This window comes from Micromonospora sp. BL1 (assembly GCF_003667485.1).
Lineage (GTDB): Bacteria > Actinomycetota > Actinomycetes > Mycobacteriales > Micromonosporaceae > Micromonospora > Micromonospora tulbaghiae.
The window spans coordinates 1-19,164 of the sequence record NZ_RCVK01000318.1 but is presented as its reverse complement, the minus strand read 5'-3'; the positions used below and the strand labels follow the sequence as shown (position 1 = coordinate 19,164).

The following is a 19,164-nucleotide window of genomic DNA, read 5'->3' as shown; positions in this document are numbered from 1 at the left end:
CGCCCACCCCGCGAGCCGAACCGGCGCCCGAAACCACCCGCGCGAGCCGGAAGCGGCGTCCGAACCACCCGCGCGAGAGGGAGCCGGTGCGGCTGTCCGGCCCTCAGCGCGCGGGCTGGACCCCTCCGTCGAACGCGGCGGCGAGCGCGGTGAGCTGACCGGCGTACTCGATCCGGCCGGCCCACCCGGCGGGCCAGGCGGCCATGCCGTACGCGGCGCCGACGAACGCGCCGGCCAGGGCGGCGATGGAGTCCGAGTCACCGGCGGTGGTGGCGCCACGGGCCAGCGCGCCGACCGGGTCGTCGGTGTGGCGCAGCGCGCAGAGCAGCGCGGTGGCGAGCGCCTCCTCGGCGATCCACCCCTCGCCGGTGAACCGGCACGGGTCGCCGCCGTCGTCCGGGCGGGCCAGCGCCGCCTCCAGCCGGCCGAGCACGCGCAGGCAGTCGTCCCAGCCCCGGGCGACGAACTCGGCCGCGCTGCTCTCGCCGGGCCGCTGCCACAGGTCGCCCAGCCAGTCGTCCCGGTAGACGGTGCGCTGCTCCCGGGCCCGCTCGGTGAGCAGGCCGGGCAGCTCCGGCAGCGCCGCACCGTCGCGCAGCAGCCGGACCGCGTACGCGGTCAGCTCGCTCGCCGCCAGCCCGGTCGGGTGGCCGTGGGTGAGACCGGCCTGGAGCTGGGCCAGCCCGGCCATCGTGTCCAGGTCGACGTCGAGCAGCCCGACCGGGGTGACCCGCATGTTCGCGCCGCAGCCCTTGGAACCGGCGACCGTGGCCTCCTGCCAGCGGGCACCCCGGGCCAGCTCGGCGCAGGCCCGCAGGCAGGTCATGCCGGGGGCGCGGTTGTTCTCCGGGCTGACCGACCAGTCGACGAAGCGCTGCCGCAGCAGCGGCTCCACCGCCCCGGCCGTGTACGCGGGCGTGTCGTGCAGCGCCCACGCCACGGCCAGCGCCATCTGGGTGTCGTCGGTGACCAGGGCCGGGTCGCCGGTCAGCTCGCGCGGACCGCCCGGACCGTAGCGCCGGACGATCTCGGAGACGGTGAGGAACTCGGTCGGCTTGCCCAGGGCGTCGCCGTAGGCCAGGCCGAACAGCGAACCGGCGGCGCGGCCGGTGGCGGTGGAGGCGGTCACGGTGGCGATCATGCCCCCGCCGCGCAAGTCGCGGAAGATCAGTCCCAGCAGAGGCAGAACGGGTGACCGGCCGGGTCGGCGTAGACCCGGAAGCCCTCCCCCTCACCCGGCAGCCGCCGCGCGCCGAGCGCCAGCGCCGCCTTCTCGGCCGCCTCGATGTCGTCGACCGTCACGTCGAGGTGGAACTGCTGCGGCCGGGCCGGGTCGGGCCAGTCGGGGGCGCGCAGGCCGGGCGCCCGTTGGAAGGCCACCCGCGGCTGGTGCCCGGGCGGGCCACCGAGCACCACCCACTCGTCGCCGTCGGAGTTCTCCTCCACCAGGGGCAGGCCGAGCAGCTCGGAGTAGAAGGCGGCGAGCGCGTGCGGATCGGGGCAGTCGATCACTGTGGAACGCAGTCGTCCAATCATGCCGGTCATCGTGCCCGGCGGGTACGACGGAAAAACGTCAGTCCTCGGCGAGCCGCCGGCCGGCGTCGCGGCAGGCGGTGAGCACCGCGCGGGCGTACGCCGGGGTGGCGCCGGCCAGACCGCACGCGGGGGTGACCACCACCTGCTCGGCCAGCCGGCGACGGGGGAAGCCGAGCTGGTCCCAGACCCGCCGGATGCGGTCGGCGACCTCGGCCGACGTCGGCGCCCGGCCGGACGGCGGCGGCAGCGTCGGCGCGGCGCCGGCCAGCAGCCCGAGCCCGGCGTCGATCGCCTCGCCGAGCGGGTCGAGGTCGGTGACGAGCGACAGGTCGAGCGCGACGCCCACGGCCCCGGCGGACCGGATCAGCTCCAGCGGGGCGTCCGGCGCGCAGCAGTGCACGAGCGCCGGGACGCCGGCCGCCTCCATCACGTCGTGCAGCAGCCCGCGCGCCACCTCGGTCTCCACCGGTCGGTGGGTGCCGAAGCCGCTCTCGGTGGGCACCCGGCCGGCCAGCACCGCCGGCAGGGACGGCTCGTCGAGCTGGAGCAGCACCGAGGCGCGGGGCAGCCGCCGGGTCACCGCTTCGACGTGCCCGCGCAGCCCCTCGCCGAGCGAGCCGGCGAGGTCGCGTACCGCGCCCGGGTCGCGCAGCATCCGGCCGCCGATCGGCAGCTCCAGCGCGGCGGCGAGGGTGAACGGGCCGGCCGCCTGGACCTTGACCGGTCCGGCGTACTCCTCGGCCTGCTCGGCGAGCTGGTCGAGGTCGCGTTCCATCAGGTCGCGGGCGCGGCGCAGGTCGCGGCCGGGGCGCGGGGCGATCCGCCAGCGGGCCGCGTACAGCTCGACCGGAAGTTCGACGAGCAGGCCGGCGGTGCGGCCGACGATGTCCGCGCCCGGCCCTCGCGCGGGCAGCTCGGGCAGGTGCGGCAGGGCGGGCAGCTCGCCGAGCACGATCCGCTGCGCCTCGGCGATGTCGGTGCCGGGCAGCGAACCGATGCCGGTCGCCGCGCCGGTGGGCCAGGGCCACGCCTGCTCAGTCACGGCCGCAGCCTATCCGCTGCCCGTCGCCGGTCAGGCAGCGGTGATGGTGGCGGAGCCGAGGACGACGTCGCCGGCCGGGTCCGGCCGGTAGGCCACGATCGCCTGGCCGGCGGCGACACCCCGCACCGGGCGGCGCAGCGACGCGCGCAGCCCGTCGGCGTCGACCTCGACCGCGGCCGGCACCACGTCGCCGTGCGCCCGGAGCTGCACCTCGCACTCGACCGGCCCGTCCGGGCGCGGCCCGCCGGTCCACACCGGGCGGGTGGCCCGCACGTCGGAGACCTCCAGCGCCTCGGCCGGGCCGACCGTCACGGTGTTCGTGGTCGGGGTGACGGACAGGACGTAGCGTGGCCGGCCGTCCGGCGCCGGGCGGTCCAGGTGCAGGCCACGCCGCTGCCCGACGGTGTACTGGTAGGCGCCGCTGTGGCTGCCCACCACCGCGCCGGTGAGCGCGTCCACCACCTGGCCCGGCGCCTCGCCGAGCCGCTCGGCCAGGAAGCCGCGGGTGTCGCCGTCGGCGATGAAGCAGATGTCGTGCGAGTCCGGCTTGTCGGCCACGGCGAGGCCGCGCCGGGCGGCCTCCGCGCGCACCTCGGCCTTCGTCGAGTCGCCGAGCGGGAAGATCGACCGGTCGAGCTGCGCGCGGGTCAGCACCGCCAGCACGTACGACTGGTCCTTGGCCGCGTCCACGCTGCGCCGCAGCAGGCCGTCGGCGCCGAGCCGGGCGTGGTGGCCGGTGACCACCGCGTCGAAGCCCAGGGCCACGGCCCGGTCCAGCACCGCCGCGAACTTGATCTTCTCGTTGCAGCGCAGGCAGGGATTCGGGGTACGCCCGGCGGCGTACTCGGCCACGAAGTCGTCCACCACGTCGTCGTGGAACCGGTCGGCCATGTCCCACACGTAGAACGGGATGCCGAGCACGTCGGCGGCGCGCCGGGCGTCCCGGGAGTCCTCCAGCGTGCAGCAACCCCGGGCGCCGGTGCGGTACGTCTGCGGGTTACGGGCCAGCGCCAGGTGCACGCCCGTCACGTCGTGCCCGGCCTCCACCGCCCGTGCCGCCGCGACGGCGGAGTCCACCCCGCCCGACATCGCCGCCAGAACCCTCACCGGCCCACTCCCCTCGTCCTCACCGAGCGTATCCGGATCAGCGGGGAGTACGGAGGGCGGCCGCTCGGCGGGCCCGCTCCACCGCGGCCGGCAGCGCGGCGATCAGCGCGTCCACGTCCGCGCCGGTGCTCGTGTGCCCGAGCGTGAAGCGCAGCGAGGACCGGGCCCGGTCGTCGTCTGCGCCCATGGCCAGCAGCACGTGTGAGGGCTGGGCCACCCCGGCGGAGCAGGCCGACCCGGTGGAGCAGGCGATGCCCTGGGCGTCCAGGAGCAGCAGCAGCGCGTCCCCCTCGCAGCCGGGGAAGGAGAAGTGCGCGTTGCCCGGGAGCCGGTCGGCCGGGTCGCCGTTGAAGATCACCTCGGGGACGGCCTGCCGGACCCGCTCGACCAGCTCGTCGCGGAGCGCGGCGACGCGGGCGGCGTACTCCTGCTGGCCCTTGACCGCGCTCTCGACGGCGACCGCGAACGCGACGATGCCCGCGGTGTCGAGCGTCCCGGAGCGTACGTCGCGCTCCTGGCCGCCGCCGTGCAGCAGCGGGGTGGCCGCCACGTCGCGGGCCAGCAGCAGCGCGCCCACGCCGGCCGGGCCGCCGAGCTTGTGCCCGGTCACGGTGAGCGCCGACACGCCGCTGGCGGCGAAGTCGACCGGGACCTGCCCGACCGCCTGGATGGCGTCGGTGTGGAACGGCACCCCGTGCTCGGCGGCGACGGCGGCCAGCTCGGCCACCGGCTGGACGGTGCCCACCTCGTTGTTCGCCCACATGGCGGTGACCACCGCGACGCGCTCGCCGTGCTCGGCCAGCTCGGCGCGCAGTCGCTCCGGATCGAGCCGCCCGGCCGCGTCGACCGGAAGCCAGCCGGCCTGCGCGCTCTCGTGCTCGACCAGCCAGTCCACCGCGTCGAGGACGGCGTGGTGCTCGACCGCGCTGGAGACCACCCGGACCCGGTCGGCGCGGGCGGCGCGACGGGCCCAGAAGACGCCCTTCACGGCGAGGTTGTCGCTCTCCGTGCCGCCGCCGGTGAAGATCACCTCGGAGGGGCGGGCGCCGAGCGCGGCGGCCACCCGCTCGCGGGACTCCTCCACCCGCCGCCGGGCCCGGCGACCCGCCGCGTGCAGCGACGAGGCGTTGCCGACCTCGCGGGCGACAGCGACGTACGCCTCGAGTGCCTCGTCCAGCATCGGGGTCGTCGCGGCGTGATCAAGGTATGCCATCACGGTTCAGCCTAACGGCCTGCGTACCCGGCCCCGGGGGCCGGACCGCCCCGTCCCACCCGGGGCGGTCCGGCCCGCTCACGCGGGCCCGTCATGGTCACGCGGGAACGGCCGTGACCACGATGTTGTCCCGGTAGCTGCGGGTCTTCGCGTCGAACGGCCCACCGCAGGTGATCAGCGTGAGGCGCGGCTTGCCGTCGCGCGCGAAGTACCGCTCCAGCGGGATCTTCGACTTCCGGTACTCCTCCCGGGCCACCACCCGGTACGAGCGCTCGCGGCCGTCCGAGCCGGTGGCGGTGAGCTCGTCCCCCCGGCCCAGCTCACGCAGCCGGAAGAACGCGCCCTTGCCCTGCTCGGCGCTGTCCACGTGCCCGGCGATCACCACCGAGCCGGCACCGGCCTCCAGGCCCGGGCCGTAGCGGTACCAGCCGACCTGGTCCACGCTGGGCGGCACCTCGAACTCGTCGGTGCGCTCGTTGACGCCCACCGGGTTGACGGTGGCGGTGACCCGGATCGGCGGGATGCTCAGCTTCACCGGCGGCACGATCTCGGCGCCGGCGGGCAGCGTGCCCGGGTTCACCGGGACCGAGCCGCCGCCGGTCGCCGAGGGCGCGGGTGTGGGCGTGGCACTGGCCAGCGCCGTCACCTCGTCGCCGCCGACGTCCTCGGCGGGCTCGGATCCGCACGCCACCACTGTCGCCAGGGTGAGCGCGGCGGCGCCGGCGGCCATCGCCGCCAGCGCCCCGCGGTTGCGCACCGTCACCGGCGACCGGCCCGGGCGGTTGCCGCCACCCGCGCCCCGCCGCCGACCAGGAGCAGCACGCCGGCCCCGGCCAGCACGTACCACCAGGTGTCCACGCCGGTGCCGGCCTGGCCGCCGGTGCCGCTGGGCACGCCGCCCGGCGCCGAGTGCAGGCCGCTGATGGTCTGGGCGACCACGTTCAGGTTCTTCGCCTCGGCCGAGCCGATCGCGTAGACGATGGTGGCGGTGCCCTCCTTCAGGTTCAGGTCGGCCGGGCCGATGGCGACGGTGTCGGTGCCGGCGAGCACCACGTCCGCCTCGACCGAGCCGGCGGCCACGTCCGCCTTGGCCTCCTTCGGGTTGGTCAGGTTCTCGAAGACCGGCTTCCCACCGGCCCGCACGTCGACGGCCGGGGCGGCGGCGGTGTGCCGGACGATCAGCCGGGCCTTGCCGGCGCCCACCTTGGACACGTCGTTGACGAACGGGGTGATCTGCGGCTCGCCGGCGGCGCTGAGGTGGGCGGCGAGGCTGATGTTCGCCCCGCCCGGCACCTCGGCGTCGTCCACCTTCAGGATCGCCTTGTCGATCGCCTCGCCGGGCTTGGTCAGGGCGATGTCGTACTCCCCCTCGGGCAGGGTGAGCGGGCCGGCGACGTCGCCGGGCTTGAAGTTGTTCAGCGTCTTCTCGCCGTTGACGTACACGTCGACCGGGGTGTCCGGGATGCCGTGGACCACGGAGACCTTCGACGAGGCGGCGTAGGCCGGGCTCATGGTGGCGGCGCCGACGCCGGCGAAGGTGAGGGCGGCCACCGCGCCGCCCGCGGCGACCCGACGGAACATCGCGTACTGCATTGTCTGCCTCCTGGTGGTTGATGCTGATTCGTCAGGCCTGGCTTGCAGAACGGGTTACGCCGGCTCCGTCGCCCCCGGATGCGCCCGGATCCGATTTCTTTTTCCCGTCTCCGGGCGCATCCGCCGGACCCTGCGGCGACGAAGGAGAGGTGACGAGGGTCGTGACGGACACACCGGGAGAGTGGGGCGGGGGCTGTGGGAGTTACAGTCGGGCATGCCCCACGGAAGGCGAGCCGCCCGGTGACGGCGGCCAGGCAGGGCCCCGAACCGCCGGGCGAGGACGACCTCGCCACCCGGTTCCGCGACGGCGACGAGGCGGCCCTGCGAGAGGCGTACGACAGGTACGGGCGGGCGGTGCTGCACCTGGCCACCACGACGCTCGTGAACCGCAGTGACGCCGAGGACGTGACCCAGGCGACGTTCGTCGCCGCCTGGCTCGGCCGGGAGACGTTCGACCCGGCGAAAGGCTCACTGGTCGGCTGGCTGCTCGGGATCGGGCGGCGCAAGGTGGTCGACCGGATCCGGGCCGCGGCCCGGGAGACCCGGGTGGTCGAGACGGTGAAGCAACTGCCGGAGCCGGTCTCCACCGGCCCCGACCCGGACACGGTGGTCGACCGGCTGGTGGTCGCCGACGAACTGGCCCGGCTCCCCGACGAACAACGCCGGATGCTGGAGCTGGCGTTCTACGACGACCTGACACACCAGCAGATCGCGGCGGTGACCGGAGTGCCGCTCGGCACCGTCAAGAGTCACATCAGACGCGGCATGCAGAGCCTGAAACGCAGATGGGAGGTGGACGGTGCAGCACCTGGACCACGACCGGCTGGTCTTTCTGGCGCTCGGTGAGAGCGAGGCGGCTGACGGCGAGGCCACCCATCTGGACACCTGCGACCACTGCCGGGGCGAGATGGAGTCGCTCCAGCACGTCGCCGGGCTCGGCGCCGGCACGCAGGGCCTGGCCGACCTGCCCGACCCGCCGGAGCACATCTGGCAGGGCATCGTGGCCGAGATCCGGGCCGCCGAGGAACTGCCGGCGCTGACCGATCGGCGCCTGCCGCGCCCGGCCGACCCGGTGGAGCCGGCCGCCGTACCCGTCGTGGCACGTCGTCCGCGGCGGAGCCGGCGCTGGCCGGGGTGGGCGACCACGGCGGTCACCGCCACCGCCGCCGCGGCGATCGGCGTGGCCGGCACGGCCGCGGTGCTCGGCGGTGGCGGCGGCGAGCCGGCCGACCCCGAGCCGCCGGTGGTGGCCAGCGCACCGCTCGCCGCGTTCGGCGCGACGCCGAAGGACGCCTCCGGCGACGCCCGGGTGCTCGGTGACAACCGGTTGCATCTGCACGTGGCGAATCTCCCGAGCGTTCCGGGGTACTACGAGGTCTGGCTGATCGATCCGAACACGATGGAGATGTTCTCCGTGGGTACGCTGAGCAACGGCTCGGGGGATGCGCTGCTGCCGATCCCCCCGAACGTCGACCTGCGCACCTACACCGTGGTCGACGTCAGCGCGGAGCAGTACGACAACAAGCCCGGCCACTCCGGCGACAGCCTGCTGAGGGGCACCCTGACGGGCTGATCGGCGGGCCGGCTCAGCTCCCCGGCCCGCCGATCAGCTCCCTACGAGAAAGGCCGCCGCCCGGTGCACCGGGCGGCGGCCTCTTCTCACGCGACGCTCACTTGCGCTTGCGGATCTCCTCGGCGGCCTGCGGGACGACCTTGAACAGGTCGCCGACCACGCCGAAGTCGGCCAGCTCGAAGATCGGCGCCTCGGCGTCCTTGTTCACCGCGACGATGGTCTTCGAGGTCTGCATGCCGGCCCGGTGCTGGATCGCGCCGGAGATGCCCAGCGCGACGTAGAGCTGCGGGGAGACCGTCTTGCCGGTCTGACCGACCTGGAACTGGTGCGGGTAGTAGCCGGAGTCGACGGCCGCGCGGGACGCGCCGACCGCGCCGCCGAGCAGGTCGGCGATCTCCTCGACCAGCTTGAAGTTGTCGGCGTTGCCGACACCGCGACCGCCGGAGACGACGACCGACGCCTCGGTCAGCTCGGGGCGGGAGCCCTTCTGCTCGGCGACCCGCTCGACGACCTTGGCCAGCTTGTCCGCGTCGGTGACCGACACGGTGAGCTGCTCGACGGCCGGGGTGGCCGCGGCCGGGGCCGGGTTGAGCGAGTTCGGCCGGACGGTGACCAGCGGCAGGCCCTTGGTGACCTTGGACTTGACGATGGTGGAGCCGGCGAACGCGACCTGGGTGGCGGTGCCGTCGGCGGCCAGGCCGACCACGTCGGTCAGGATGCCGTTGTCCAGCTTGACCGCCAGGCGGGCGGCGATCTCCTTGCCCTCCTGGGAGGAGGCGAGCAGCACGGCGGCCGGCTGGACGCGCTTGACCAGCTCGGCGACCACCGTCGCCTTGGGGGCCACCAGGTAGCCGTCGATCTCCTCGCCCTCGGCGGCGTAGATCTTCTCCGCGCCGTACTCGCCGAGCTTGGCGCTCAGCGCCTCGGCGGCGCCGGCGCCACCGAGGACGACAGCGCTCGGGGTGCCCAGCTCGCGGGCGAGGGTGAGCATCTCACACGTGACCTTCTTGACGCCGAATTCCTTGGTGGCTTCGACGACGACGAGAACCTCAGCCATGTCCAGACCTCTCACACGAACTTCTCGGTGGCGAGGAACTCGACCAGCTTCACGCCGCCCTCGCCCTCGTCGGTGATCTTCTCGCCGCCGGAGCGCGGCGGGCGCTTGGAGTGCTCGACCACGGCGCTGGTGGCGCCGTCGAAGCCCACCTCGGCCGGGGCCACGCCCAGGTCGCCCAGGGAGAGCGTCTGCACCGGCTTCTTCTTGGCCGCCATGATGCCCTTGAAGGACGGGTAGCGCGGCTCGTTGATGGTGTCCCAGACGGAGACCACGGCCGGGGTGGAGGCGGTGACCACCTCGTAGCCCTCCTCGGTCTGCCGCTCGACGGTCAGGCTGGACCCGTCGACGGTGAGCTTGCGCGCGCCGGTCAGGGCGGCCACGCCCAGCCGCTCGGCGATCATGTGCGGCATGACCTGGACCCGGCCGTCGGTCGACTCGGCGCCGCAGATGACCAGGTCGGCGTTGAGCTGCCCGAGGGCGGCGGCGAGCACCTTCGAGGTGGCCACCGCGCAGGAGCCGTGCAGGGCGTCGTCGACGACGTGGACGGCCTTGTCCGGGCCCATGGAGAGCGCCTTGCGGATCGACTCGGTCGCCCGGTCCGGACCCATGGTCAGGATGGTGACCTCGCCGCCGTGCGCCTCCTTGATCTTCAACGCCTCCTCGATGGCGTACTCGTCCATCTCGTTGATGACGTTGTTCGCCGAACCGCGGTCGACGGTGTTGTCGTCAGAACGCAGGTTGCGGTCCGCGCCCGAATCGGGCACCTGCTTGACGAGTACGACGATGTTCATCGCGCTTCGACGACCCTCCTGTTTGGTGTAGCGATCACTCGCCCGGTCACGGGCGCAGCCTCCCGCGTGACGCAACGTGGGTCAACCGCGGGCAGCTGTGCACTTCCCCACGAGGCAATGTTACCCGCAAGTAGCATGGCCACCCCGGCGGCCCGGAGTGACGCAACTCACCACCGTCACGCCGCCTCGGCCAGCGCCTGCCGGATCTTCTCGATCGCCGCCGCCTCGGCCGGCTCGATCCCCCGGTGCGCCTGCGCCACCCGCTCCGCCGCGGCCAGCACCACCGACCGGTACGTCTCGACGTCGTCCGGCGACTTGGCGCGCAGGATCTCCACCGACCGGCCCAGCGCGGGCAGCACCACCGACTCGATCTCCATGACCGAGTCCCGGGGAAGCTGCGGCAGCGGCCCGGTGGTCAGTGCCTCCTTGACCACACCCCCCACCTCGGCGAGCGCACCGGAGGCGGCGAAGCTCTCCCGCACCATGGCCAGCACGCCGGGCACGGCGTTGGAGACCAGGAACACGGCACCGAACGCGCCGGTCTTCAGAGTGAGCCGCTCGTCCGCCGTCAACCGTTCCATGATCACGGAGTGTAGACGTAGGGCGTGGAGGTGGTGACCGCAACGAGCCCGAGCCGCTCCAGGATGGGCCGGCTGTCCGGCGAGCAGTCCACCTGCAGCAACGTCTTGCCGCGCTGCTGTGCCAGCCGCGCCCGGTACGCCACGAGCGCCCGGTAGATGCCCTTCTTCCGCCACTGCGGCAGCGTCGAGCCGCCCCAGAGGCTGGCGAAGCCGGTGCCGCGCTGGTAGCGGATCCAGCCCGCACTGACCACCGTCTCCCCCGCCTCGGCCACCACCACCGTGATCGACTGCGGGTCCGCCTCGATCTCCCGGAGCAGGCCGATCACCAGGTGGCTGCGGTCGGTGCGCCAGACCTCCTCCTCCATCGCCGCGATCCGTTCCAGGTCGGCCCGGCTGGTGACCTCGCGCAGGCGTACCCCCTCGGGGAGCACCGGGACGGCGGCGGCGAGCGGCGCGACCGGGCCGACCACGACGGTCTCCTGGTCCTCCGGTACGAAGCCGGCGGCGCGCAGCCGGTCGCCCAGGTCGGCCGGCTCGTCGTGACCGGCGAGCTTCCACTCGACCGACTCGCCCCGGGCCCGGAAGACCTCGACCTGCCGGGCGATGAGCGCGTCCAGCTCGGCGCCGGCCAGGCCGTCGAGCGTCCGGTAGGTGAGGAAGCCCCGGTGGTCGAGGCCGAGCACGCGGAACAGCGGGCCGTCGCGCTCCACCGTCACCCCGTCCGGCAGCGGGTCCGGCAGCTCCGGTCGGATCTGGCTGTCGTAGGCGTCACGCAGCTCGCGCGCGTCAAGATCGGTCATCCCCCCAGGCTAGGCGCGGGGCAAAGCGGATAATCGGCAGCGTGTGGGAGTCGATCAAGAGCTGGTTCGACCCGCGTGAGCTGCGTTCGGTCGGCACCCCGCCGGACTACCGCTTCTCGCTGGCGAACGAACGGACCTTCCTGGCCTGGCTGCGGACAGGGCTCGCGCTGGTCGCAGGCGGGCTGGCCGCCGCCCAGTTCCTCCCGCCGCTGCGCCTGGCCCACCTGCGCGAGGCGCTCGCGATCGCGTTGCTGCTGCTCGGCGCGGCCGTCTCGATCCGGGCGGTCGACCACTGGGCGCGCACCGAACGCGCCATGCGACTGAACGAGGAGCTGCCCGCGTCCCGCTTCCCGGCCGTGCTGGCGCTCGTCGTCGCGGTCGGCGCGCTGCTGCTGGTGGCCGCCGTGCTGCTGGGCGGCGCGGGGTGACCCGAGACCCCGGGCTGCAGCCCGAGCGCACCCGGCTGGCCTGGCGGCGGACGCTGCTCACGCTGACCGCGGTGCTGCTGCTCCAGCTCCGGCAGGCGTTCACCGGCCGCGTCCTCGACGCGCTGCTGACCGGGGCGGCGCTCCTGGTCTGGCTCGCCGTGCTGGTGGTGACGTGGCACCGGGCCACCGGCACCGGGCCGCTGCGGTTCGACAGCTGGTCGGTGCCGCTGACCGCGCTCGGTGCGGCCGGACTGGCGGTGCTCGGTGTGGCGCACGTGCTCGGCGGGGTGCGCTGACGTGCGGCGGTGAGCCATCATGGGGCATGGCCCGCCTCTACGTGCTGCTCTTCCTGGTTCAGATCGTCCTCGCCGTGTGCGCGCTGATCAGCTGCCTCTCCGCCGACGAGGAGAAGGTCAAGGCGCTGCCCCGGATGATCTGGGTGCTGATCATTCTCTTCTTCCCGCTGGTCGGCTCGATCGCCTGGTTCCTGGTGGGCCGCGAGCGCCCGGCCGGGACCGCCGGCGTCACCGGCACGACCCGTCCCGCCGCCCCGGCGGCCCGCCGCCCGCTCGCACCGGACGACGACCCGGAGTTCCTCGCCTCGCTGGACGAGCGGTCCCGCCGCGAGGACCAGGAACGGCTGCGGCTGTGGGAGGAGGACCTGCGCCGCCGCGAGGAGGAGCTGCGCGGCCGTCCGGACGACCGGGACCGCCCCGAGGTCTGACACGCGCAGCGGGCCGCCCGCCGGTCACCCGGCGGACGGCCCGCACGCGCCGTGTCTCAGGCCAGGTTCGACGAACGGGGGTACGCGTCCGCGGGGTCGGTCAGCACGTTCACCAGGTACGGCACGCCCGAGTCGAACGCGCGCCCCAGCGCGGGCCCGAGGTCGGCGGCCTTCTCCACCGTCTCGCCCCCGCCGCCCAGCGCCTCGACCACCTTGTCGTAGCGCAGGCCGGGCTGGAGGTCGGCGGCCACGTCGTAGCCGTACATCGCCCGCATCGGGTGCTTCTCCAGCCCCCAGATGCCGTTGTTGCCGACCACGATCACCACCGGCAGCTTCTGCCGGACCAGCGACTCCACGTCCATCAGCGAGAAGCCGGCCGCGCCGTCGCCCATCAGCACACAGATCTGCCGGTCCGGGTGGCTCACCCGGGCGCCCATCGCGTAGCCCATGCCGGTGCCCAGGCACCCGTACGGGCCGGGGTCGAGCCAGGTGCCCGGCTGGGCGGGCTCCAGGTACCGCCCGGCGTACGAGACGAAGTCGCCGCCGTCGCCGATGGTGATGGCGTCCGGGGCGAGCACCTTGCGCAGCTCGCCGTAGATCCGGGCCGGGCGGATCGGGTCGCTCTCGGCGGCCATCTCCTCCGCGTCGCGGGACTTCGCCGCGTCCTCGGCGGTCCGCAGTTCGGCGATCCAGTCGGCGTGGTCGGCCCGGTCACCGGTGTGGTCGGCGAACGCGCCGAGGATCAGCCGCAGGTCACCGGCCGGCGCGGCGGCCGGCTGCACGTGCCCGGCCCGCTGGCTCGGTGCGTCCACCACGTGCACCACCTGGGCGTCGCCGAAGTCGCCGAAGGAGAGCCGGAAGTCCAGCGGGGTGCCGATCACCACGACCACGTCGGCGCCCTTGAGCGCGACCCGGCGCGCCTTGGCGAAGGCGAGCGGGTGCTCCGGCGGCAGCGCGCCCCGGCCCATGCCGTTGGTGAACACCGGCACCCGCAGCGACTCGGCGGCGGCACGCAGCGCCTCGACGGCGTCGCCCGCGTACACGTCGGAACCGGCGATGATCACCGGCCGGGACGCGCCCGCGATCAGGCGGGCCGCCTTGGCCACCTCGTCCGGGTCCGGCTCGATCGGCGCCGGCGGCGTGACCGCCGGCAGGTCGGCGTCACCGACCGAGAAGACCGCCTCCAGCGGGAAGTCCAGGAAGACCGGGCCGCGGTGCGGGGTGAGCGCGGTGGTCAGCGCCGCCGACACCGCGCGCGGGATGTCGTCGGCGCTGAACACCGTCTCGGCGTGCTTGGTCACCGGCGCGACCAGCGGCAGGTGGTCCATCTCCTGGAGGCTGCCCGAGCCCCAGCGGAACTGGGGCGCCCGCCCGCCGAGCACCAGCACCGGCGAGGCGTTGAAGAACGCGCTGGTCAGGCCGGAGACCCCGTTGGTGACGCCGGGGCCGGCGGTGAGCACGGCCAGGCCGGGGCGGCGCTGGAGCTTGGCGACCGCCTCGGCGGCGAACACCGCGGACTGCTCGTGCCGCACGTCGTAGAGGGGGAAATCCGCCTTGTGCGCGGCGTCGTAGAGCGGGAAGACGTGCCCGCCGGACAGCGTGAACATCTCCCGTACGCCGTGCGCGCGTAGTGCCGCGAGCGCCAGATCGCCCCCGTGGCCCTCGATCCGCTCCGTCATGCCATTCCCCTTCGTCGACCGACCGGGGTCACGCTACTGGCCGGTACAGCAGATGTGAACAGCTCTCGCGTCAGCGACCGGTGAAGCCCGGCTTGCGCTTCTCCACGAACGCGGCCATGCCCTCGCGCCGGTCGTCGGTGGCGAACAACGCCGCGAAGAGCTGGCTCTCCCAGGCCAGGCCCGAGGTGAGGTCCATGTCCAGACCGCCGTCGACAGCCGCCTTCGCCGCGCGCAGCGCCTGCACCGGCCCGGTCAGGAACGGCTTCACGTACGCCACCGCGGCGTCGTAGACCTCGGCGGCCGGGACCACCCGGTCGGCCAGGCCGATCCGCAGCGCCTCGGCGGCGTCGACCATCCGCCCGGTCATGATCAGATCCTTGGCGCGGGCCGGGCCGACCAGGCGGGCCAGCCGCTGGGTGCCGCCGGCGCCGGGGATGATGCCGAGCTTGATCTCCGGCTGGCCGAGCTTGGCGTCCTCGGCGACGATCCGCCAGTCGCAGGCCAGCGCCAGCTCGCAGCCGCCGCCGAGCGCGTACCCGGTGATCGCGGCGACGACCGGCTTGGGGATGCGGGCGATCGCGCCGAGCGCGCTGGACAGGTCGGCCGCGCGCTCCGCCATGTCCACGTAGGACATGTCGGCCATCTCCTTGATGTCCGCACCGGCCGCGAAGACCTTCTCGCCGCCGTACACGATCACGGCGCGGACCTCGGTGTCGGCGGTGGCCGCCGACGCGGCGGCGCGCAGCTCCTCCTGCACCTGGGTGTTGAGCGCGTTCATCGGCGGCCGCTCCAGCCGGATGGTGCCGATGCCGTCCTTCACTTCCAGCCTGACGAACTCGCCCACGCTGCCCTCACTTCCTCGTCGAAGTCGCGTGCCAACCTTACGACTCGCCTCGTTGGGGTAGACAGTGTGGTGTCGGCGACTCCCCAGGTCGCCGCCGGAGTCGCCGCCGCCCCGCCACCGGGAGTGAGGCCATGATCACCTACTACGACGACCGCTCCGTCCAGGTCACCTCCACCGCGGTACGGGTGGACGGGCGCAGCTACCCGCTCGCCGAACTGACCACCGTGTGGCACCGGCGGGGTGACCGCTCCTGGCGGGTGCTCGCCGGGCGCGGCGCGATCGGGGCCGCGCTCGCCGGACCGCTGGTGGCCGCCGTGCTGGGCATAGCGCTGGCCGTGTGGCTCCAGCGTTCGGCGGTGGTCACCATCGCCATCGTCGGGGTCTCGGTGCTGCTCGGCCTCGCCGTCGGTCCGCTCGCGGACTTCCTCTTCGAGCACCTGGACCGCTCCTACGCCCGGGGCAGCCGGGAGATGGAGATGTGGGCGCAGTGGCGCGGCCGGCCGGTGCGGCTGCTGCACACCCGCGACGCGATGCGCTTCGGCCAGGTCTACCGGGCGGTGCAGCGGGCCATGGAGGCCCTGCCGTCCGCGCCGGGGCGTGCCGCGCCCGATGGTGCCGCCCGCCAGCCCGATCGTGCCGCGCGTCAGAACGTGATCGGCTCGTCCGGCAGCAGGCCGAGCCCGCGCAACAGGCCGTAGGTGTCCTGCTCGCCCCAGAACTGCACGATCCGGCCACCGGCGAGGCGGTACATCTTGCACGCGCTCTGCACCGTGGTCGCACCGGTCGCGTCCCGCCGGTACGTCTGCGCCATCGACACCACCACCCGGTCCCCGGCCGCGAAGATCTCCCGGATGTCCTGGTCGAGCACGGTCAGGCCGGGTGAGGAGACGGCCGCCTCCGGGTAGCGCCGGCCGCGTACCGCGGTGCCCGAGCCGTAGATCTCCACGTCCTCGTCGACCACCTCGGCCAGTTCGGCCAGATCCTTCGTGACGAAGGTGCGCAGGTAACGCCGGACCACCTCGACGTTGCGCGCCTGCTCGTCACCGCTGGTTCCGGCCCCGTTCCGGTCCGCCATGCCCCACAGCCTACCGTCGCTGGACGCGCCGACATCGACACGCGCGGTTAGGCTGATTCATGGTCCTCTATTACCGGGACGACGCCGTGCAGGTCACCTCGGAGGCGATCCACGCGGGCGGGCAGGTCGTCGCGCTCGCCGACGTCACGTACGTCTGGCACGCGCGCGGCACCACCACGCTCGCCGTCCGGGGGCGGGTGCTGGGCCGCGGCGTGCTGGTCCTGCTGCTGTCGCTGCCGCCACTGGTCGCGGTGGTCTGCGTGCTCTCGCTGGCCTGGTCCGCGCAGGACCGCGGCGAGTGGAAACTCGCCCTGATCATCCTGGCCGCGTTCGTGGTGGCCGGTCTGGCGCTCACCCCGTTCCTGGAGGTGCCGCTCGGCTGGCTGGACCGCTCCTACGAGCGCGGCAACCGGGTGCACGAGCTGTGGGTGCAGCACCACGGCCGGGAGACGATGCTGGTCCGCACACCGGACGCGCTGCGGTTCGGGCAGATCTACCGGGCCGTGCAGCGGGCCGTCGAGCAGGGCGACCTGCGGTGAGCCGGCCCGGCGCGCGGCGGCCACCTCATCCGGCGGCACTGGCCGCGACGCCGCACACTGGATGCCATGGCGATCCCTCTTCCCCGGCCCGGCGCCCTGCTCGGCCTCACCCGTACCGCAGTGGACCAGGCGCTCGGCTCGGCCGCCACGGTGGCCTCGGTGCCCGCTCGCGCCTTCGCCGTCCTCGACCAGGTGGAGGCGCTGGTCCGGCGGATCGACGGGGTGGTGGACCGGATCGAGGGCACGCTCGACCGCACCGACCGGGTGCTCACCGACGCGGAGACGGCGGTCCGCGAGGTGGCGGTGATCAGCGCCGCCGCCACCGCGGCGATCGACACGGCGACCGAGGTGGCCGCCGCGGCGACTGTGGTGGTCGGCGAGGCGCAGCGGGTCTCCGAGGCGGCGGCCACCGTGGTCGGCGAGGCCGACCGGGTGGCCCGGACGGCGGCCGGTGTGGTGACCGAGGCGGAGACGGTGACCGCCCGCGCGGCGGGCACGCTGGCGACCGCCGAGAAGGCGACGGGCGTCGCGACCGAGCTGCTGACCGCGTACGAGGCGACGCTGCGCCGGGCCGCGCCGATGGCGGCCCGTTTCGTGGAGCAGCTCAGCCCGGAGGAGGTGACCGCCGCGATCCGGCTGGTGGACGAGTTGCCGAAGCTCAAGGACCATCTCACCTCGGACGTGCTGCCGATCCTGGCCACGCTGGACCGGGTCGGCCCGGACCTGCACGACCTGCTGGACGTCACACGCGATCTCAAGCTCGCGGTCGCCGGCATCCCCGGGCTCGGCATGCTGCGCCGCCGCGGCGAGCGCCTCACCGACGAACCGGCCGGCTGAGGCTCAGCCGGCCGGGAACAGCTCGTCGATCTCCGCGCGGTGCGGCAGCGCCACCGAGGCGCCCAGCTTGCGCACGCACGCCGCACCGGCGGCCGCCGCCCAGCGCACCGCGTCGGCCAGGTCCCGCCCCTCGCCCCAGGCCACGGCGAGCGCGGCGGTGAACGCGTCCCCGGCGGCGGTCGAGTCGACCACGTCCACCGGCACCGCCGGCACGTGCGTCGGCGGCCGGTCCCGGTCGACGTACCAGGCGCCGTCGCCGCCGAGCGTGAGCACCGCCCGGGGCACCAGCTCCAGCAGCGCCGCCGGCTCGTCCCGGCCGCGGCCGGTCAGCGCCTGCGCCTCCGGCTCGTTCACCACGAGCAGGTCGGTGGCCGCCAGCAGCTCGGCCGGCACCGGCCGGGCCGGTGCGGCGTTGAGCACCACCCGGGTACCCGCGGAACGGGCCGCCAGCGCCGCCTCGGTCACCGTCTCGACCGGCACCTCCAGCTGCGCGACCAGCACGTCCGCATCGCGTACGGCGGAGAGCTCGTCGGCGGTCAGCGACGTGAACGCGGCGTTCGCCCCGGGGGTGACCAGGATGGCGTTCTCCCCCGCGCCGCCGACCATGACCAGCGCGACGCCGGACGGGCCGTAGACCACCCGCAGGTGGCCGGTGTCCACGCCGGCCGCTGTCATCCGGGCCCGCAGCGTCACGCCGAACGAGTCCGAGCCGATCGCGCCGAGGAAGACGCAGGACGCGCCGGCACGTACCGCGGCGACCGCCTGGTTGGCGCCCTTGCCGCCGGGCAGCATGACGAAGTCGTCGCCCAGCACCGTCTCGCCGGGCCGGGGCAGCGCGGCGCCGATGCCGACCAGGTCCATGTTGGCGCTGCCGACGACGGCGATCCGGGTCTGCGGCACTGTGTCGTCCCGTCGCTCAGGCGGCGCGGGCGGCCCAGCGGTCGCCGGACCGCGTGACCACCAGCGGCAGGCCGAACGTCTTCGACAGGTTGTCGGCGGTGAGCACGTCGGCGAGCAGCCCCTGCGCCACCACGCCGCCCTCGCGCAGCAGCAGCGCGTGGGTGAAGCCCGGCGGGATCTCCTCGACGTGGTGGGTGACCAGCACCATGGCCGGCGCGTCCGGGTCGTACGCCAGCTCGGCCAGCCGGGCCACCAGGTCCTCGCGCCCGCCCAGGTCGAGCCCGGCGGCGGGCTCGTCGAGCAGCAGCAGCTCCGGGTCGGTCATCAGGGCGCGGGCGATCTGGACGCGCTTGCGTTCGCCCTCGGACAGCGTGCCGTACGTGCGGTCGGTGAGGTGGCCGACGCCGAGCTGGCGCAGCAGCGCGGCGGCGCGCGCCACGTCGGTGCGGTCGTAGCTCTCCCGCCAGCGGCCGACCACGGACCAGGCGGCGGTCACCACCACGTCGACGACGCGCTCCTCGGCGGGGATCCGCTCGGCGAGCGTCGCGGTGGACAGGCCGATGCGGGTACGCAGCTCGTTGACGTCGGTACGGCCGATGCGCTCGCCGAGCACGTGCGCGACGCCGCTGGTCGGGTGCAGCCGGCCGGCGGCCAGGTTGAGCAGCGTGGTCTTGCCCGCGCCGTTCGGCCCGAGCACCACCCACCGTTCGTCCAGCTCGACCCGCCAGTCGACGTCGTGCACCAGCGCGGTGCCGGAACGCTTGACGACGACCCCGTCGAGGCTGACCACCAGATCCGCGTCCACGGTCGAGGGGGCGGGGGCGCCCGGGGCGCCCCCGCCCCCT

24 protein-coding genes are annotated in these 19,164 nt (G+C 74.4%); 8 read left to right on the top strand and 16 right to left on the bottom strand.

From position 1 onward, the window contains the following. Positions 1–103 precede the first annotated feature (103 nt). From EAD96_RS24140 to EAD96_RS24110, 7 genes are all read right to left on the bottom strand, one after another. Positions 104–1,138 carry an ADP-ribosylglycohydrolase family protein gene (locus EAD96_RS24140; protein ID WP_199733282.1) on the bottom strand — a complete coding sequence of 345 codons (1,035 nt, stop codon included), beginning with the start codon at positions 1,136–1,138 and terminating at the stop codon, positions 104–106. Positions 1,139–1,167: 29 nt separating this feature from the next. Further along, positions 1,168–1,536: a VOC family protein gene (locus EAD96_RS24135; RefSeq protein WP_184682833.1), complete on the bottom strand. Its 369-nt coding sequence runs from the start codon at positions 1,534–1,536 to the stop codon at positions 1,168–1,170. A gap of 37 nt (positions 1,537–1,573) precedes the next feature. After that, the gene (locus tag EAD96_RS24130; protein WP_121685879.1) at positions 1,574–2,578 is read right to left on the bottom strand and encodes a methionine synthase; all 1,005 of its coding nucleotides are present in this window, start codon (positions 2,576–2,578) and stop codon (positions 1,574–1,576) included. A 30-nt stretch (positions 2,579–2,608) separates the two neighbouring features. Continuing rightward, positions 2,609–3,685: a tRNA 2-thiouridine(34) synthase MnmA gene (gene mnmA, locus EAD96_RS24125; RefSeq protein ID WP_121685878.1), complete on the bottom strand. Its 1,077-nt coding sequence runs from the start codon at positions 3,683–3,685 to the stop codon at positions 2,609–2,611. Positions 3,686–3,722: 37 nt separating this feature from the next. After that, positions 3,723–4,898 carry a cysteine desulfurase family protein gene (locus EAD96_RS24120; protein ID WP_121685877.1) on the bottom strand — a complete coding sequence of 392 codons (1,176 nt, stop codon included), beginning with the start codon at positions 4,896–4,898 and terminating at the stop codon, positions 3,723–3,725. 97 nt (positions 4,899–4,995) lie between these two features. After that, complete coding sequence (locus EAD96_RS24115) at positions 4,996–5,661, bottom strand: class F sortase (protein WP_121685876.1); 666 nt, start codon at positions 5,659–5,661, stop codon at positions 4,996–4,998. Further along, positions 5,658–6,491, bottom strand: a complete 834-nt coding sequence (locus tag EAD96_RS24110; RefSeq protein WP_120571327.1) for a DUF4397 domain-containing protein — start codon at positions 6,489–6,491, stop codon at positions 5,658–5,660. The genes EAD96_RS24115 and EAD96_RS24110 overlap by 4 nt, the downstream gene beginning before the upstream one ends. A 240-nt stretch (positions 6,492–6,731) precedes the next feature. On the opposite strand from EAD96_RS24110, the gene EAD96_RS24105 reads away from it, so the two are divergent. After that, positions 6,732–7,337, top strand: a complete 606-nt coding sequence (locus EAD96_RS24105) for an RNA polymerase sigma factor (RefSeq protein WP_120571328.1) — start codon at positions 6,732–6,734, stop codon at positions 7,335–7,337. Beyond that, positions 7,291–8,064, top strand: a complete 774-nt coding sequence (locus tag EAD96_RS24100) for an anti-sigma factor (RefSeq protein ID WP_121685875.1) — start codon at positions 7,291–7,293, stop codon at positions 8,062–8,064. The genes EAD96_RS24105 and EAD96_RS24100 overlap by 47 nt, the downstream gene beginning before the upstream one ends. Positions 8,065–8,161: 97 nt before the next feature. Here EAD96_RS24100 and EAD96_RS24095 read toward each other — a convergent pair whose 3' ends face one another. From EAD96_RS24095 to EAD96_RS24080, 4 genes are all read right to left on the bottom strand, one after another. Continuing rightward, positions 8,162–9,121 (bottom strand): electron transfer flavoprotein subunit alpha/FixB family protein, encoded by a 960-nt coding sequence (locus EAD96_RS24095; RefSeq protein WP_121685874.1) that lies wholly within the window; start codon positions 9,119–9,121, stop codon positions 8,162–8,164. Positions 9,122–9,132: 11 nt separating this feature from the next. Continuing rightward, entirely contained in the window at positions 9,133–9,912 is a 780-nt protein-coding gene (locus EAD96_RS24090) for an electron transfer flavoprotein subunit beta/FixA family protein (protein WP_121685873.1), read from the bottom strand. Positions 9,913–10,088: 176 nt separating this feature from the next. Further along, the gene (locus tag EAD96_RS24085; protein WP_120573938.1) at positions 10,089–10,493 is read right to left on the bottom strand and encodes a hypothetical protein; all 405 of its coding nucleotides are present in this window, start codon (positions 10,491–10,493) and stop codon (positions 10,089–10,091) included. Between the two features lie 2 nt (positions 10,494–10,495). Then, positions 10,496–11,293: a GNAT family N-acetyltransferase gene (locus EAD96_RS24080; RefSeq protein WP_121685872.1), complete on the bottom strand. Its 798-nt coding sequence runs from the start codon at positions 11,291–11,293 to the stop codon at positions 10,496–10,498. A gap of 41 nt (positions 11,294–11,334) precedes the next feature. Between EAD96_RS24080 and EAD96_RS24075 the strand changes: the two genes are divergently transcribed. The 3 genes from EAD96_RS24075 to EAD96_RS24065 are packed head-to-tail and all read left to right on the top strand — an operon-like array spanning position 11,335 to position 12,445. Beyond that, positions 11,335–11,721: a YidH family protein gene (locus EAD96_RS24075; protein ID WP_120571333.1), complete on the top strand. Its 387-nt coding sequence runs from the start codon at positions 11,335–11,337 to the stop codon at positions 11,719–11,721. Beyond that, positions 11,718–12,017 (top strand): DUF202 domain-containing protein, encoded by a 300-nt coding sequence (locus EAD96_RS24070; protein WP_121685871.1) that lies wholly within the window; start codon positions 11,718–11,720, stop codon positions 12,015–12,017. Before EAD96_RS24075 ends, EAD96_RS24070 begins: the two co-directional genes overlap by 4 nt. A gap of 26 nt (positions 12,018–12,043) precedes the next feature. Further along, positions 12,044–12,445 (top strand): PLD nuclease N-terminal domain-containing protein, encoded by a 402-nt coding sequence (locus EAD96_RS24065; RefSeq protein ID WP_120571335.1) that lies wholly within the window; start codon positions 12,044–12,046, stop codon positions 12,443–12,445. Between the two features lie 56 nt (positions 12,446–12,501). On the opposite strand, the gene EAD96_RS24060 is transcribed toward EAD96_RS24065, so the two are convergent. Beyond that, positions 12,502–14,124 (bottom strand): acetolactate synthase, encoded by a 1,623-nt coding sequence (locus tag EAD96_RS24060; protein ID WP_121685870.1) that lies wholly within the window; start codon positions 14,122–14,124, stop codon positions 12,502–12,504. A 70-nt stretch (positions 14,125–14,194) separates the two neighbouring features. After that, on the bottom strand, positions 14,195–14,968 hold the full coding sequence (locus EAD96_RS24055; RefSeq protein ID WP_121685869.1) for an enoyl-CoA hydratase/isomerase family protein: 774 nt from the start codon (positions 14,966–14,968) through the stop codon (positions 14,195–14,197). Between the two features lie 131 nt (positions 14,969–15,099). Here EAD96_RS24055 and EAD96_RS24050 point away from each other — a divergent pair, with 131 nt between their 5' ends. Then, entirely contained in the window at positions 15,100–15,666 is a 567-nt protein-coding gene (locus tag EAD96_RS24050; protein ID WP_121685868.1) for a DUF6232 family protein, read from the top strand. Here the strand turns inward: EAD96_RS24050 and EAD96_RS24045 are convergent. Further along, positions 15,612–16,043 carry a nuclear transport factor 2 family protein gene (locus EAD96_RS24045; protein ID WP_121685867.1) on the bottom strand — a complete coding sequence of 144 codons (432 nt, stop codon included), beginning with the start codon at positions 16,041–16,043 and terminating at the stop codon, positions 15,612–15,614. The genes EAD96_RS24050 and EAD96_RS24045 overlap by 55 nt on opposite strands. A gap of 59 nt (positions 16,044–16,102) precedes the next feature. Between EAD96_RS24045 and EAD96_RS24040 the strand changes: the two genes are divergently transcribed. Next, positions 16,103–16,582: a DUF6232 family protein gene (locus tag EAD96_RS24040; RefSeq protein ID WP_018786214.1), complete on the top strand. Its 480-nt coding sequence runs from the start codon at positions 16,103–16,105 to the stop codon at positions 16,580–16,582. Positions 16,583–16,648: 66 nt separating this feature from the next. Then, positions 16,649–17,419 (top strand): hypothetical protein, encoded by a 771-nt coding sequence (locus tag EAD96_RS24035; RefSeq protein ID WP_121685866.1) that lies wholly within the window; start codon positions 16,649–16,651, stop codon positions 17,417–17,419. A gap of 3 nt (positions 17,420–17,422) precedes the next feature. Here EAD96_RS24035 and EAD96_RS24030 read toward each other — a convergent pair whose 3' ends face one another. Beyond that, positions 17,423–18,319: a ribokinase gene (locus EAD96_RS24030; protein WP_120571341.1), complete on the bottom strand. Its 897-nt coding sequence runs from the start codon at positions 18,317–18,319 to the stop codon at positions 17,423–17,425. A gap of 16 nt (positions 18,320–18,335) precedes the next feature. Next, positions 18,336–19,164, bottom strand: an 829-nt coding sequence (locus EAD96_RS24025) for an ABC transporter ATP-binding protein (RefSeq protein ID WP_147457923.1), incomplete at its 5' end; no start/stop codon positions are given.

Excerpts from the sequence above, each read along its gene's own strand:
- EAD96_RS24135 (WP_184682833.1), bottom strand. The coding sequence starts at position 1,536 with ATGATTGGACGACTGCGTTCCACAGTGATCGACTGCCCCGATCCGCAC.
- EAD96_RS24120 (WP_121685877.1), bottom strand. The coding sequence starts at position 4,898 with ATGGCATACCTTGATCACGCCGCGACGACCCCGATGCTGGACGAGGCA.
- EAD96_RS24110 (WP_120571327.1), bottom strand. The coding sequence starts at position 6,491 with ATGCAGTACGCGATGTTCCGTCGGGTCGCCGCGGGCGGCGCGGTGGCC.
- EAD96_RS24095 (WP_121685874.1), bottom strand. The coding sequence starts at position 9,121 with ATGGCTGAGGTTCTCGTCGTCGTCGAAGCCACCAAGGAATTCGGCGTC.
- EAD96_RS24090 (WP_121685873.1), bottom strand. The coding sequence starts at position 9,912 with ATGAACATCGTCGTACTCGTCAAGCAGGTGCCCGATTCGGGCGCGGAC.
- EAD96_RS24085 (WP_120573938.1), bottom strand. The coding sequence starts at position 10,493 with ATGGAACGGTTGACGGCGGACGAGCGGCTCACTCTGAAGACCGGCGCG.
- EAD96_RS24080 (WP_121685872.1), bottom strand. The coding sequence starts at position 11,293 with ATGACCGATCTTGACGCGCGCGAGCTGCGTGACGCCTACGACAGCCAG.
- EAD96_RS24065 (WP_120571335.1), top strand. The coding sequence starts at position 12,044 with ATGGCCCGCCTCTACGTGCTGCTCTTCCTGGTTCAGATCGTCCTCGCC.
- EAD96_RS24060 (WP_121685870.1), bottom strand. The coding sequence starts at position 14,124 with ATGACGGAGCGGATCGAGGGCCACGGGGGCGATCTGGCGCTCGCGGCA.
- EAD96_RS24050 (WP_121685868.1), top strand. The coding sequence starts at position 15,100 with ATGATCACCTACTACGACGACCGCTCCGTCCAGGTCACCTCCACCGCG.
- EAD96_RS24045 (WP_121685867.1), bottom strand. The coding sequence starts at position 16,043 with ATGGCGGACCGGAACGGGGCCGGAACCAGCGGTGACGAGCAGGCGCGC.
- EAD96_RS24040 (WP_018786214.1), top strand. The coding sequence starts at position 16,103 with ATGGTCCTCTATTACCGGGACGACGCCGTGCAGGTCACCTCGGAGGCG.
- EAD96_RS24035 (WP_121685866.1), top strand. The coding sequence starts at position 16,649 with ATGGCGATCCCTCTTCCCCGGCCCGGCGCCCTGCTCGGCCTCACCCGT.